17 protein-coding genes are annotated in these 12,670 nt (G+C 42.7%); 2 read left to right on the forward strand and 15 right to left on the reverse strand.

Annotated elements, in window-relative coordinates:
• Window positions 1–24: 24 nt before the first annotated feature.
• The 9 genes from I8J31_RS03640 to ccmA are packed head-to-tail and all read right to left on the reverse strand — an operon-like array spanning window position 25 to window position 6,723.
• A complete protein-coding gene (locus I8J31_RS03640) occupies window positions 25–1,200 on the reverse strand; it encodes a tetratricopeptide repeat protein (protein WP_233402566.1) in 1,176 nt (391 codons plus the stop codon).
• Window positions 1,197–1,610: a cytochrome c-type biogenesis protein gene (locus I8J31_RS03645; protein WP_199466933.1), complete on the reverse strand. Its 414-nt coding sequence runs from the start codon at window positions 1,608–1,610 to the stop codon at window positions 1,197–1,199. Before I8J31_RS03645 ends, I8J31_RS03640 begins: the two co-directional genes overlap by 4 nt.
• Window positions 1,607–2,116, reverse strand: coding sequence for a DsbE family thiol:disulfide interchange protein (locus tag I8J31_RS03650; protein ID WP_199466934.1), 510 nt, complete (start codon window positions 2,114–2,116; stop codon window positions 1,607–1,609). Before I8J31_RS03650 ends, I8J31_RS03645 begins: the two co-directional genes overlap by 4 nt.
• A gap of 2 nt (window positions 2,117–2,118) precedes the next feature.
• A complete protein-coding gene (locus I8J31_RS03655; protein ID WP_199466935.1) occupies window positions 2,119–4,056 on the reverse strand; it encodes a heme lyase CcmF/NrfE family subunit in 1,938 nt (645 codons plus the stop codon).
• A 14-nt stretch (window positions 4,057–4,070) separates the two neighbouring features.
• Window positions 4,071–4,538 (reverse strand): cytochrome c maturation protein CcmE, encoded by a 468-nt coding sequence (ccmE, locus tag I8J31_RS03660; RefSeq protein ID WP_199466936.1) that lies wholly within the window; start codon window positions 4,536–4,538, stop codon window positions 4,071–4,073.
• Window positions 4,538–4,714, reverse strand: coding sequence for a heme exporter protein CcmD (gene ccmD / locus I8J31_RS03665; protein WP_199466937.1), 177 nt, complete (start codon window positions 4,712–4,714; stop codon window positions 4,538–4,540). The genes ccmE and ccmD overlap by 1 nt, the downstream gene beginning before the upstream one ends.
• Window positions 4,704–5,450: a heme ABC transporter permease gene (locus tag I8J31_RS03670; RefSeq protein WP_199466938.1), complete on the reverse strand. Its 747-nt coding sequence runs from the start codon at window positions 5,448–5,450 to the stop codon at window positions 4,704–4,706. Before I8J31_RS03670 ends, ccmD begins: the two co-directional genes overlap by 11 nt.
• Window positions 5,450–6,112 carry a heme exporter protein CcmB gene (gene ccmB / locus I8J31_RS03675; protein ID WP_199466939.1) on the reverse strand — a complete coding sequence of 221 codons (663 nt, stop codon included), beginning with the start codon at window positions 6,110–6,112 and terminating at the stop codon, window positions 5,450–5,452. Before ccmB ends, I8J31_RS03670 begins: the two co-directional genes overlap by 1 nt.
• Window positions 6,109–6,723 carry a cytochrome c biogenesis heme-transporting ATPase CcmA gene (gene ccmA / locus I8J31_RS03680; RefSeq protein ID WP_199466940.1) on the reverse strand — a complete coding sequence of 205 codons (615 nt, stop codon included), beginning with the start codon at window positions 6,721–6,723 and terminating at the stop codon, window positions 6,109–6,111. The genes ccmB and ccmA overlap by 4 nt, the downstream gene beginning before the upstream one ends.
• A gap of 109 nt (window positions 6,724–6,832) precedes the next feature.
• Between ccmA and fliK the strand changes: the two genes are divergently transcribed.
• Both fliK and I8J31_RS03690 read left to right on the forward strand, forming a co-directional pair.
• Window positions 6,833–8,221, forward strand: coding sequence for a flagellar hook-length control protein FliK (gene fliK, locus I8J31_RS03685; RefSeq protein ID WP_199466941.1), 1,389 nt, complete (start codon window positions 6,833–6,835; stop codon window positions 8,219–8,221).
• Complete coding sequence (locus I8J31_RS03690) at window positions 8,221–8,469, forward strand: EscU/YscU/HrcU family type III secretion system export apparatus switch protein (RefSeq protein ID WP_199466942.1); 249 nt, start codon at window positions 8,221–8,223, stop codon at window positions 8,467–8,469. Before fliK ends, I8J31_RS03690 begins: the two co-directional genes overlap by 1 nt.
• Here the strand turns inward: I8J31_RS03690 and I8J31_RS03695 are convergent.
• From I8J31_RS03695 to I8J31_RS03720, 6 genes are all read right to left on the reverse strand, one after another.
• Window positions 8,460–8,864, reverse strand: a complete 405-nt coding sequence (locus I8J31_RS03695) for a DUF2802 domain-containing protein (protein ID WP_199467111.1) — start codon at window positions 8,862–8,864, stop codon at window positions 8,460–8,462. The genes I8J31_RS03690 and I8J31_RS03695 overlap by 10 nt on opposite strands.
• Before the next feature lie 21 nt (window positions 8,865–8,885).
• Window positions 8,886–9,377, reverse strand: a complete 492-nt coding sequence (locus tag I8J31_RS03700) for a chemotaxis protein CheW (protein ID WP_199466943.1) — start codon at window positions 9,375–9,377, stop codon at window positions 8,886–8,888.
• A gap of 35 nt (window positions 9,378–9,412) precedes the next feature.
• Window positions 9,413–10,249 carry a chemotaxis protein CheW gene (locus I8J31_RS03705; RefSeq protein WP_199466944.1) on the reverse strand — a complete coding sequence of 279 codons (837 nt, stop codon included), beginning with the start codon at window positions 10,247–10,249 and terminating at the stop codon, window positions 9,413–9,415.
• 9 nt (window positions 10,250–10,258) lie between these two features.
• The gene (locus tag I8J31_RS03710; protein ID WP_199466945.1) at window positions 10,259–11,035 is read right to left on the reverse strand and encodes a ParA family protein; all 777 of its coding nucleotides are present in this window, start codon (window positions 11,033–11,035) and stop codon (window positions 10,259–10,261) included.
• 69 nt (window positions 11,036–11,104) lie between these two features.
• A complete protein-coding gene (locus I8J31_RS03715; protein ID WP_199466946.1) occupies window positions 11,105–11,944 on the reverse strand; it encodes an OmpA family protein in 840 nt (279 codons plus the stop codon).
• On the reverse strand, window positions 11,937–12,665 hold the full coding sequence (locus I8J31_RS03720) for a motility protein A (protein ID WP_233402567.1): 729 nt from the start codon (window positions 12,663–12,665) through the stop codon (window positions 11,937–11,939). Before I8J31_RS03720 ends, I8J31_RS03715 begins: the two co-directional genes overlap by 8 nt.
• Between the last annotated feature and the right edge of the window lie 5 nt (window positions 12,666–12,670).

Raw genomic sequence — 12,670 nt, forward strand, 5'->3', positions numbered from 1 at the left:
TAAACGAAGCAGCATAGGTTTCAATTATAAGGCCACTTTGATTATTAAAATCTCTTTACGATTTGTAAGTAAACCACGCTTTGCCCCTATAATTCGACCTTTTGTCAAATCTTGGTCATTAATATTTGCCAGTCTAACAATAAGATCCACTCTTTCAGTTTCTCCCAACGTTTTTGTCGGCATCAAAGCATCCAAGTTTGTCAGCAAAATAGGTTGCTTAAGATCTGTAGGAAAAATCCGCTGAATGGCTACTGGCATTTTTTTTCCTTGCTCCACAGCATACACGAGCAATACATCATTAGATTGCCATTGAATATTTTTAGGATCCCAGACGATTCTCACCAACAACTGATTAGTAATAACCGCAGGGACTTGCTGATAATCAATATTCCCTGCCTCGCGAGCTCGTTCAATTCCAGACAATAGAGCAATACGCTCCGTCGAATCAGCGTTGTAACGTATCGCTTCTTGCCAAGCCAATAGAGCCGCTAGATAGTTTTTCTGGCTAAACTCATCCACGCCCTTTAACCCCAAGGCGGTCGCCTGATTTGGTACCTTTGCTAATATTTCGTCCACCACGGTACGCATTTCAGCAGAACTTTTATTGTCATTAGCGTAAAAAATCGCTTGCGCGTATTCAGCTTGTAGACTTGCCCTATTATTCGCATCAAGGGGCAACTTTTTGAGCGCCTTAGCAAAGGCTGACACGGCTTCCTTATATCGACCCGCACTCATAAAATCGGTTGCTTCATAATACCAATCTTCAACTCTGTCATAACGACGACTACGATATTGCAGGAAATCACTGATTCGCGCAGGCGTAAGAGCTTTTGCTTGTAAATCTTGTGTAAAAGCGACCTCTTTAGCATAACCCAGCCGTTCATAGAGACTCACGCTACCTAACGTCACGACACTAACTAGGCTAAGTAAAAGCCATCTAGCCAACCTAATATTAGATTGAAGAAAACGTTTTTTAACAATACCCTGCGAGCTCACTTCAGCATCAACATCTAATAATAGTTGTGAAGACTCTATTGCAGTAAGACGACCTTCCTCTACTTCTTCCGCTATTTCTGCGCGACGCACTCTAGAAAAAGCCACAGCGTCATTTTTACTATGGCTATGACCTGCAACAGAACGATACAGATAGAAAATGCTTCCTATCAGCATAGCCGCCATAACCAGGTAGGCGATAATCATAACCTCGCTCCATTTCGACGCTTTCTATTCCGTACGATTACGCTAACAAAAATAGTGAATCCGATTGCCAATAATATGAAGGGACCATACCAAAGCAAAAAAGTCGCGGAGGAATGTTGTGGACGATATAAAACAAACTCACCATATCGGGCCACCATGTAATCCACAATCTCTTGGTCGGATTTGCCATCTTCAATCATCTGATGAACCTGCTCACGCAGGTCAACTGCGATCCCTGAGCCGGAATCCGCAAGATTTTGATTTTGACATTTAGGGCAACGTAACTCATTCACCAAGCTTTGGTAGCGAATTTGATTCAGGTCGGAGCTAAAACTCATCACTTCTTCCGCCCACGCGAAAGAAGACAAATTCAATAACAAACACAACACGAGCAATCTGAAAGAGATCATTTTAAATAACCTTTTAGTTGCTGCCAGCTCTGCTCATTAATCTCCCCCTGATGACGGTAAACAATGATGCCTGAGCGATTTACCACAAAGGTTTCGGGCGCTCCTGTTACTCCCATATCGATGCCAAAACGCCCCATTTCATCCATTAATACCATTTGATACGGATTACCTTTTTCCACTAACCAGCGTTGTGCAGGGGCTTTTTCATCTTTGTAGTCAATACCAACTAGAGTAATACCAGACTGGGCCAGCGCCATAAGATAAGGATGTTCGATATGACAAGCTGGACACCAAGTCCCCCAGAAGTTGATCAAAAAAGGCCCATTAGGTAAATCTTCCTGAGTTAAAATCTCATCGCTTAATAAGGAAACCAAATTGAAATCTGGTACTGTTTTTCCAATCAAGGCTGAAGGCATATATTGACTATCCTTGCCCAGCTGAAGAAAAAAGAGTACGCCTAAAATTGAAAAGGCAGCAAGCGGTATAAAAAATAACAATTTTCGCATAATTAAACTCCCGCTTTTCTACGATAGCGCTTATCTAATGCTGCCAATAAGCCACCAGCCATCATCATTAATCCGCCTAACCATATCCAACGTACAAATGACTTCACATAAATGCGCACTCCCCAAGCATCGCCCTCCAACTTCTCACCAAGGGAGACATACAAATCACGAGTAAAGCCAGCATCCAATGCCGCTTCGGTCATCACCTGCTGACGAGCGTTAAATAAACGCTTTTCTGGGTGCAAGACGGCTACCTGATGACCGTTTTTATAAGCAATAAATTGACCTTTATCCGCAATATAATTTGGCCCTTTTACATGACTCAAACCGTCAAACTGAAACTCATAACCTGCAATATTTGCCTTATCCCCCGGTGACATTCGCAACATAGATTCCTTGCTGTTCACACTCACCAATAAAATCCCGACTAAGGTAACAGCCATGCCAAGATGGGCAAGCAACATACCGTAGTAGTTTCGTGGTAACTGTCGAGCACGGGGAATAATACCTTTTGTCCCTGCCGATACTTTATTAAACCAATCCGTAAACGACAGGCACACAACCCAAAAAACAACCGCCAAACTTAACCAAGCAAGAACAGTAAACTCATATAAATAAACCAAGACACCAGAAACAAAAACAGCTAGGAATAAAGATACTAAACACGAAACCAGTAATACCTTTAACTTTGTATTGTGCCATTTAGACAAAGGACCGACTGCCATAAAAACCATCAGCAATAAAGCAATCGGCGTGAACACACTATTAAAATAAGGCGCCCCTACTGATATTTTCCCCAGTCCTAAAGCATCAAAAATCAATGGGTATAAAGTCCCGAGCAACACCGTCAGAGTTAATACTGTTAACAAAATATTATTCAACAGCAGCCAAGCTTCTCGCCCTGTCGCACCAAAGGATACATTAGACCGAACTTGGCCTGCTCGAACGGCGTAAAGCAATAAGCTCCCTCCCACCAGAAGAATCAACAATGCCAAGATGAAAATGCCCCGCGTAGGGTCAGAGGCAAAAGCATGTACCGAGGTGAGCACACCAGAGCGAACTAGAAAAGTCCCTAGCAAAGAAAGACTAAAGGTAAAAATCGCCAATAGCACTGTCCAGCTTTTAAACACACCTCGCTTTTCGGTCACTGCCAAGGAATGAAGTAAAGCGGTTCCCGCGAGCCAAGGCATAAAAGAGGCATTCTCAACAGGATCCCAAAACCACCAGCCACCCCAACCTAACTCGTAATAAGCCCACCAACTGCCAAGAGTAATACCTAGAGTAAGAAACGCCCAAGAAAAAGCCGTCCAAGGCCTAGCCCAACGCGCCCAAGAAGCATTTAGATTGCCTGTAATTAACGCGGCAATAGCAAAAGCAAAAGCAACAGAAAAGCCCACATAGCCCATATACAGCATGGGAGGGTGAACAATCAATCCGAAATCCTGTAACAAAGGATTTAAATCCCCACCATCCACTGGCGTGTCAGGTAATAAGCGCACAAAAGGAGAAGAGGTAAAAATTAAAAATGACAGAAAGCCAGTACTCACGACACCTAATATAGCCAATACAACAGGTCCAGTGTCTTCAGGCAAGGTCCGTACTTTAAAAGCAACCGCAGAACTCCAAGCAGACAAAATCAATGCCCAGAGTAATAAAGAGCCCTCATGTCCGCCCCACACAGCACTGAATTTATACCAAATTGGTAATTGGCTGTTTGAATTCTGGCTAACGTACAACACGGAAAAGTCATCGCTCAAAAAGGCAAAGCTGAGAATCATGAAACCGAGAAAAACCCAAAATGACATGAGAAAAGTGAGCGGCCGTGCCGCTTCCAATAAAAAACGATTGCCAGCCCAATAACCAATCAACGGCACTACCGCCAAGAAAAAAGCAAAGAAGAGCGACAATATCAATGAAAAATGACCAATTTCCGGAAACATAAACAGCCTAAAAGCTAATAAGTAGATTGAACTGACACATCACCTTGCGAAGCGCCGACTTTCGCGTTTTTTAACGCCTCCGTCACCTCAGGCGGCATATATTTTTCATCGTGTTTGGCAAGTACTTGGAAAGCCTCAAAAACACCATTCCTATTAAGCTTTCCTTGCGCCACAATACCCTGCCCTTCACGAAATAAATCCGGCAATATGCCTTTGTATTGGATACGAACCTGATGTTGAAAATCGGTCACCAGGAAAGAAACAGATAAAGTTGCAAGATCGCGAGCAACACTGCCCGCCACCACCATACCACCGGCACGAATATTGGTATTAATGGGGACGTCGCCTTGTGCAATCTGGGAAGGTGAATAAAACAGGTTAATATTTTGTTGCAGCGCATACATAATCAAACCAACTGCCATTCCTAAAATAGTGACAATGATAATAATCGTCAGCATGCGCTTCTTTCTTACTGGGTGCATTAGGCGTTTTGATCCCGCAAAAAACGTTTACATAATTGGTCGCGTATCTTGCGACGCTTCCCTAGTGTATTCAAGATGAGAATAAGCAAGGCAGATAAACTAAAACCATACGTAGACCACACATAAAGGCCATGAGTTCCCATGGTAAAAAAGTCCGCTAAACTATCAAAGGCCATCTCCAACTACCTCCTGTTTTACCCAACTTGCCCTGTGCTCTCGTTCAAGAATATATGACTGCATACGCCATAACGCTAAACCTGCTACGACGAGGTACAAGCCGATCACTGAAATAAGCAAAGGCATCCACATTTCCACGGGCATTGCAGGCTTCTCGGTCAAGGTAAAAGTCGCTGCTTGATGTAGCGTATTCCACCATTCCACCGAATATTTAATGATAGGCAAATTAATCAAACCCAGCACACTAATAAGCGCAGCAGCTTTATCGGCAAGCACTATATCTTCTAAGGTATTTTGAATGGCAATGATCCCCATATAGAGTAAGAACAAAACCAATACAGAAGTTAAACGTGCATCCCATACCCACCAAGTACCCCAAGTAGGCTTACCCCAAATAGCCCCGGACACTAAAGCCATAAGTGCCATCACAGCACCAATCGGGGCCACAGCATTAATAAAGATAGGGGCCATTTTCATTCGCCAAACAAGAAACACGAAACCAGCAATGCCTAATGATAAATAACAGGACTGTGCCAACAAAGCGGCGGGAACATGAATATAAATAATACGATAGCTGTTACCCTGCTGATAATCAGTAGGAGCAAAAGCCAACCCCCAGACTAAACCAAGCAGTAAGCAAACCATACCTAAACAGAACAAAGGCAGCGCCCAAGACTTTGTCCACAGGAAGAACCACCTTGGTGAACCCAACTTATGAAACCATGCCCAGCTCATCAGTTCACACTCGCTTTAACAGAAATCGCTGTCATCACCGGAGATAACACCAAAGACAATAAAGAGATCGCTAATAACATAGCCAGTAGCCCCGAATACGGCAGCCCTTCTTGAGCCGCTTTAATCGCTCCCGTAGCAAAAACCACCACTGGCAAATAAAAAGGTAAAATAACTAACAGCATCAACATAGCTCCCTGCTTCAAAGACACAGTCAGTGCAGAACCAATCGCACCGATCAAAAACAAACTAGGTGACCCAACTAATAAAGTCGCCACCAACACCCAAAAACTGCCCTCAGGCAAATATAGCATTGCACTTAATAAGGGTAGCATCAGTAATAGAGGGATGACGATTACACTCCATAGTACTAAAATTTTAAGCAATACTAACAAAGGTAGGGATAAGCCACTCACCACCAACTGTTCCAAAGAACCATCGTTATAATCTTCTTTAAACATACTTTCGATGGCCATCAAGATGGCTAAAACCAAGGCACACCAAATAATACCACCCGCAGCAGGCGCCAAAAAAATTGGCGAAGGGCTGACGCCTAATGGAAACAACACAATCACTGTAATAAAAAATAGCAGAGCATTAATAACGTCCTGTTTACGCCTTAACAAAACGAGAAATTCCGCTTTGAAATAAGAAAAATACGTCATGGAGACAACACCAAATCATAAGATTGAATGGAGTGCAGATCTTGATGCGTGGTGAGCATAACTAAACCACCAGCGAGGACATGTTGCTCAATATGACTTTCTAATAAAGCAATACCTTTTATATCCAGAGCAGCAAAAGGCTCATCCAATAACCATACGTTTTTTTTACTCAACCAGAGGCGAGCAAGCGCAACTCGACGCGTCTGACCCGCTGACAATTTTTTAGCCGGTGTATCGGCCAAATCAAGGATACTCAGATTATCTAAAACCGCTTCCAATTCGTCTGCCGAAGCACTTGGATAATAACGGCGTAAATTTTCTTCAACCGTCAAAACACTTTTAATTCCAGCTGAGTGGCCAATATAGATAGCATCTTGCTGTAAAATTTTTCTATCATGGGTTACATCTTGCCCAGCATATTGGATCTGCCCTTCTAATGGCGCTATAACACCGGCAATCACCTTCAACAAAGAACTTTTCCCTGCGCCATTCTCACCCAAAACACGCATCACTTGCCCTGATTTGAGCTCAAAAAAAAGTCCTTTGCACAGGTCTCTATCTCCACGCTCAATCCAAAGATCTGATATTGTTAAAGAAACGATAGATTGCAAAAGGTTTATCCACTTAAGCCGATATGATACTTAGTAAAAGAACTAAGCGTGAAAACTCTTCCAGTATATGAGAAACCTCACAAAATAACGAACTACTAGGCAGGCGAGTATGATATCTAACATTAATTCAATGCTAAATTCATCGCAGAATCGCTCTAGTAGCAACCATACGGTTTTAACAAACACTGGGCCTCTCGCCAAACTCAGCAGCGAAATTAAACTCATTGAAAGCCTCAGTCCAATCAAACTAATCAGTAGTGAAGCAATTAATATCCAAGGCAAACCCGCTCAGTTGTTACAGGCAACCACATCCCAACAACAAGCCTTCTCGCTTATCAACACTGGAACACCTATCCCAACACTAGGAGATAAAAGCGCACAACTCAGCACCAGTAATCATACTCAAGCAAGTTTAACCTTCCCTACAGGAACACAAAATACAGCGACCCAGAACCCAATACAAAATCAAGTTCAAAACCTTACCATGGCATCAAGAGTGATCAACTTGACCGTCACCTCTATTCCAGCTAACCCAAATGCCACACCCAATACTCAGTTAGCCATGGTCACAGATGGGCAAGATGAGTTTCCAATCCTTAGTCAAACAATGTTAAAAAAAGGCGATGTGGTCAGGGTACTGGTTGATGCAAATAATAATGTTCAAGTACTACCAAATAAAACCAATACTTCCCTTCCTTTAGCGATGGAAGCACTCAAACAGAGTCTACCAAAGCAACTGTCCTCTAACGATATGTCACTACTTATTAAACAATTACAAAGCTTAAATGCCTCTACATCAGCAAACTTACCACCACGGATACAACAAGCACTTTCACAATTAATACAAAACATCCCCAATTTAACCAGTCTCATGGATTCTCCTGCCGCCATGAAGCAAGCCATTCAAAGCAGTGGGCTATTTTCTGAATCCTTGCTAAAAAATAATAACCCTCAATTACCCGCGGATTTAAAGCTGAATTTAACTCGGCTGAACAATACTCAAGAAAGCAACATAGCCCGTCCAGTAAGTTTTCCAACGGAACAAATCGCCAATGCTATAGAGCGCATTACTACCAACCAGCTACGTCATTTTTCCGACCCAAATCAAATGGGTGCACAGACCTACCCTTTAAACATTGAGTTACCTATAAAGGATGGTCTGACCAGTAACCTAATCGGCATACAAATCGACCAAGAAGCGAAAGACAATGAAAAACCAGACCATGAAAGACGCTGGTTGGTCAAACTAAAGTTTGATTTTGAAGAAACAGGCCCTTTTGAAGCTCGTACCAGCATCCAAGGAGACAAAGTAGGCGTTATATTCGCTGCTGAAAACCCTGAAACCGTCCAAAAATTACGTCAAAATATGGCACAGTTAAAGAAGCAATTAGCTGAAAAGGATATAGAAGTAGAACGGCTCGATGTATTCCAAGCCAAATTACAGGAAGATAAACCAACTACCAACCACAATCAGTCGCTTATCGATGTGAGAACCTGATGAAAAAAGCCGTTGCACTGAAATATGATTATAGCGCCGCCCCAGTCGTCACGGCAAAAGGGACAGGCCTAGTGGCGGAAAAAATAATGGAGGTCGCCCAGGCAAATGATATCACGCTACACCAGAGCCCAGAACTGGTAGAAATGCTTGGTACGTTAGAGCTAGGAGAGGAAATACCAGAGTCTCTGTATTTAGCTGTGGCCGAAATTATCGCTTTTGCCCACAAACTTAAAGAGACTCAATGGTAGTCGGAGTTTCGACTGGACTCTTTTTTCAATAAACTAATCAACTCAGCTTCAGCACGAATCAGACCACATTTAGAGACAAGATCATCAATGGTCGCTCCCATGCCAAGTAGCTCCATGGCACGATTGTAAGAAACATTACCTTCTTTCGCTAAAATTTCTGACTGCCTTTCTACTGCAATATTAAGCTTTTTCTCAATGGCGACTAAACGTCGCCCCATCCCTATCGAACCAGAAGCAAGTACCTGCACTTGCTTCTTTTGGTTTAAATCCGTTTCTATATGTCGCTTTGTTAGATCTTTCAATCGACCAGACAAGCGAAAAGCCCACAAGGTAACCGCGATCAAAATTACAAACTGAAGAATGAGCAAAAGGTTAAATAACCATTGAGATTCCATCAAGTACAACTACCTTAGTGCTTACATTGAGCCTATTTCAGACCATTCATCTTCAGACAGAAGCTTATCAAGATCCACAAGAATCAATAGGGTATCATTTTTATGACAAACGCCCTGAATAAATTTCGACGATTCATCATTGCCCACACTTGGAGAGACTTCGATCTCAGATTGGCGTAAATACACCACTTCAGAAACTGCATCCACTAAAATACCGATAACATGACCTTCTACTTCTAAGATCATAATACGTGTAGAGTCAGTGATTTCACCTGATGGCAAACCAAAACGTTGACAGGTATCAATAACTGTCACAACAGTACCACGAAGGTGAATAATACCTAATACAAATTTTGGTGCCCCTGGTACTGGGGCAATCTCGGTATAGCGCAACACTTCTTTTACCTGCATTACGTTAACGCCGTAGATTTCATTTTCTAGTCTAAATGTTACCCATTGCAACATCGGATCTTCAGATCCGTTAGTGTCTTTCAATGCTACGCTAGTCGTCATAATTAGCCTCCGAGATCATCTAATGACCATTGCGATTATTTGTGTAATTCTCTAAATCCATTAGCAGGATCATCTAACAGTTCAATAAAACCTTGTACATCTAGTATGGCACACATATGGTCAATTACCGTGCCTGCTAACCATGGCCTTTTACTTCTATCACTGCGCCATTTAACTTGAGATGGCTCCAGTGAAATAGCTTCCGCAACCTCTTCGCAGGCCACGCCCCAATCGGTTCGATCAAGCTGTATCACAAACTTAAAGTGCTCTTTTAACTCACCCTGATAATGGTCGGGCATCACCCAACGGGCGGTATCTACTGTACGAATATTGTAATCACCAACATTTGAGACCCCCATAAACCAATCCGGTTGGCCAAATATAGACGTCAACTTTTCTTGGTTACCCTGATGAATACCACCTAATTCAACCAAGGGAACTGCCATTTTCAGCCCCCCAACATAAAACAACAGGCACTCAAATCGACTTGTTGCCCAGGGTAAAGGGTCTGTTTTTGCAACTCGCTTATTTAGTTCTGGCTCTGGCTCTGGCTCTGGCTCTGGCTCTGGCTCTGGCTCTATAATAGTGGTTTCTTCACCTTCCTCAAGCAACTCTTCAGGTAAGGCTTGTGCTATGGCATTTTCAAAATCTTCAAAGGAAGCATCAAGAGAAGATAACTCTTCTTCACTCAGCCCACCTTCCTCAACAACCTCTTGTGCACTTTCAAGAGGCTCTTCTGATTCCACTTCTAGCGCAACACTTTCTTCTACAACAAGACCTGACGTCGCCTCTTGCAATAAATCATCAAGATAACGCTGTACCGCCATTTGCGGTCCGACTAAGGTTTGGTCTTTAATCTTTGTATCTTTCATATATTGCTACTATACCGTCGCTGGGTTCAGCAAAGAGTCCATAAGACTCATGTAAGCTTTCACCCCCCTAGCATTAGGATCTAATGCTGAAGGTGCGATACCTGCGGTGCTTGCATCTCTTAATTTTGTATCAACCGGAATGACAGAATGCCAAACCAGCTCTTCATAGGTGTCTTTTAAACTTCGTAAGCTTTTATTGGAAGCTTGAGTACGACGATCAAAAAGCGTCGGCACTATCAGATAAGGAACGGGACGCTTTCTCGCTCTATTAATCATAGTTAAAGTCCGGACCATACGTTCAAGACCTTTTATTGCAAGAAACTCCGTTTGCACAGGAATCACTAATTGCTGACAAGCCGCTAATGCATTAATCATCAATACCCCCAATACTGGTGGGCTATCTATTAACACATAATCATAGTCATCCCATAAGATAGCTAGGGTTTTAGAAATAACTAACCCCATGCCCCCTTGTGCTTGAGCATGACGTTCTAACGTCGCTAGAGCTGTCGAGGCAGGCAATAACGATAAGTTTGGATGGCCCGTTTCAAGCATTAATGTCGCAGGCAAAGTTTCAGGTATTTTTCCCGCAGCTTGAAAAAGATCATAAGCACTGTGTTCTATAGAATCAGGATCAAAACGAAAATAGCTAGTCAATGAACCATGTGGATCAAGATCGACCATCAACACCCGATTACCAGCGTCAGCCAATAACCCTGCCAAGGAAACAACCGTCGTTGTTTTACCTACTCCACCTTTCTGATTCGCCACTGCCCAAATGTGCACTCCAACTCCCCTGATACACTATGCCATTATTTTACTTATGAATTCTTTGCAATCATATACAGTAATAGACTACTTAAACAAGTAATCATACAGATTACTAGCGTTGCGTTTACTGATTCGTAAAGTCACTCGACGATTCTGTTGACGAGCATAAGTATTGGTATTTCGTACTTTAGGTCGCTCACTGGAAAAACCAATTGGCGCTATCATTTTAGGATTCACGCCTTGATAAACTAATTCATCAACTACAGAAGCGGCGCGTAAGCTTGATAAATGCCAATTCGAAGCCAGCCTACTTGAGTTAGTTGGTAAATTATCTGTGTTACCTTCAACCATGATGACAGACGGATAACTTATCATTACATTGGAAACCAACATCAATAAGGCAACCGCTTCATTGGATAATTCATACTCACTCTCACCAAACAATAAACCAGACTTCAATTCCAAACTCACCCAATCCGCGGATTCAGAAATATTTATTTGTCCAGATTGCTGCAAGCCTTGAAATTGCTCTTCTACGACTTGCTTTAATAAAGAGAAGACGACAGAAGGTGAAGTATCTTGGGGCTTTTTATCTGCGACAGGAGTTGCTGCGGGTACTGGCGCTGCGTCCTCAAACTTAATATCTTTTGGATCGCCAATAATCGGCTCACCTATATTAATAGGCTTAATCGATTTTTGAACGGCATCAAACACACCATAAAGCGTTTCGGTCAACCTTACCTCGTCCCCCTTATGCTGTATGGCAATAGAGTACAAGGCGACAAAGAAAGCAAACAGTAAGGTAATAAAATCAGCATAGGATAATAACCAGCGGTCCCGCCCCAAGGAGCTGCTAGTATTCGCCGACTTAATTACCGCTTGTCGCCGTCTTGACGACCTACGAGGTGATGATGTTTCACTCATAAGTATTTAACTCAAGCTCTAAGCGATGGGGATGCTTTCCGACTGCAATACCATGCACGCCATCGATCAAAAGCTGATGATAAAGCAATTCCTGATCAGCATAACCTGTTAACTTTTTCACAATGGGAAAAACAACCAGATTAGCAAAACCTTGTCCGTAAAGTGTCGAAACAAATGCCACCGCGATACCATGCCCAAGGGCTTCTGGGCTATCCAGATTAGCCATGGCTTGGATCAAACCAAGTACCGAGCCCATGATACCCAATGTCGGGGCGTAACCACCAATAGACTCTAAAAAGCCAATACTGCTCATTCGCTTATCACGAATACGAGCAGCTTCATCATGTAATCGATCCGCTAATAATTCTGGATCAGCGCCATCAATCGCCATCTGCAAAGCTCGTGATGCGAATGGATTAGCAAGTAAAGCAACATCTTCTTCTAAAGATAATAAAGAAAGACGTCGTGCTTTATGTGCAAGATTATTTAATGCCGTACGGGCAGAATTGAAGTCGTAAACAGGAGGAAAAAGACTCCACTTAATCAGCGCAATAGCGCGAATGGCTTCTCTCACATTACTTTGGATTAGCGTCGCACCAATACTACCGACAACAACAATAATAGCGGAAGGAAGATTGAGGAGAAGTATGACTTCCCCACCACCAAGCCAATTAGCCAGAAGGACCGAACTGAAGGCAATAATGAGGCCAGCTAAGGTCATTAAGT

It is taken from the genome of Marinomonas transparens, assembly GCF_016463975.1.
Taxonomy (GTDB): Bacteria; Pseudomonadota; Gammaproteobacteria; order Pseudomonadales; family Marinomonadaceae; genus Marinomonas; species Marinomonas transparens.

Coding starts and splice junctions, on each gene's coding strand:
- I8J31_RS03715 (WP_199466946.1), bottom strand. CDS start 11,944: ATGAGTGAAACATCATCACCTCGTAGGTCGTCAAGACGGCGACAAGCG.
- I8J31_RS03650 (WP_199466934.1), bottom strand. CDS start 2,116: ATGCGAAAATTGTTATTTTTTATACCGCTTGCTGCCTTTTCAATTTTA.
- I8J31_RS03720 (WP_233402567.1), bottom strand. CDS start 12,665: ATGACCTTAGCTGGCCTCATTATTGCCTTCAGTTCGGTCCTTCTGGCT.
- ccmB (WP_199466939.1), bottom strand. CDS start 6,112: ATGACGTATTTTTCTTATTTCAAAGCGGAATTTCTCGTTTTGTTAAGG.
- I8J31_RS03655 (WP_199466935.1), bottom strand. CDS start 4,056: ATGTTTCCGGAAATTGGTCATTTTTCATTGATATTGTCGCTCTTCTTT.
- I8J31_RS03705 (WP_199466944.1), bottom strand. CDS start 10,249: ATGAAAGATACAAAGATTAAAGACCAAACCTTAGTCGGACCGCAAATG.
- I8J31_RS03645 (WP_199466933.1), bottom strand. CDS start 1,610: ATGATCTCTTTCAGATTGCTCGTGTTGTGTTTGTTATTGAATTTGTCT.
- I8J31_RS03700 (WP_199466943.1), bottom strand. CDS start 9,377: ATGACGACTAGCGTAGCATTGAAAGACACTAACGGATCTGAAGATCCG.
- I8J31_RS03695 (WP_199467111.1), bottom strand. CDS start 8,864: ATGGAATCTCAATGGTTATTTAACCTTTTGCTCATTCTTCAGTTTGTA.
- ccmE (WP_199466936.1), bottom strand. CDS start 4,538: ATGCACCCAGTAAGAAAGAAGCGCATGCTGACGATTATTATCATTGTC.
- fliK (WP_199466941.1), top strand. CDS start 6,833: ATGATATCTAACATTAATTCAATGCTAAATTCATCGCAGAATCGCTCT.
- I8J31_RS03670 (WP_199466938.1), bottom strand. CDS start 5,450: ATGAGCTGGGCATGGTTTCATAAGTTGGGTTCACCAAGGTGGTTCTTC.
- I8J31_RS03640 (WP_233402566.1), bottom strand. CDS start 1,200: ATGATTATCGCCTACCTGGTTATGGCGGCTATGCTGATAGGAAGCATT.
- ccmD (WP_199466937.1), bottom strand. CDS start 4,714: ATGGCCTTTGATAGTTTAGCGGACTTTTTTACCATGGGAACTCATGGC.
- I8J31_RS03690 (WP_199466942.1), top strand. CDS start 8,221: ATGAAAAAAGCCGTTGCACTGAAATATGATTATAGCGCCGCCCCAGTC.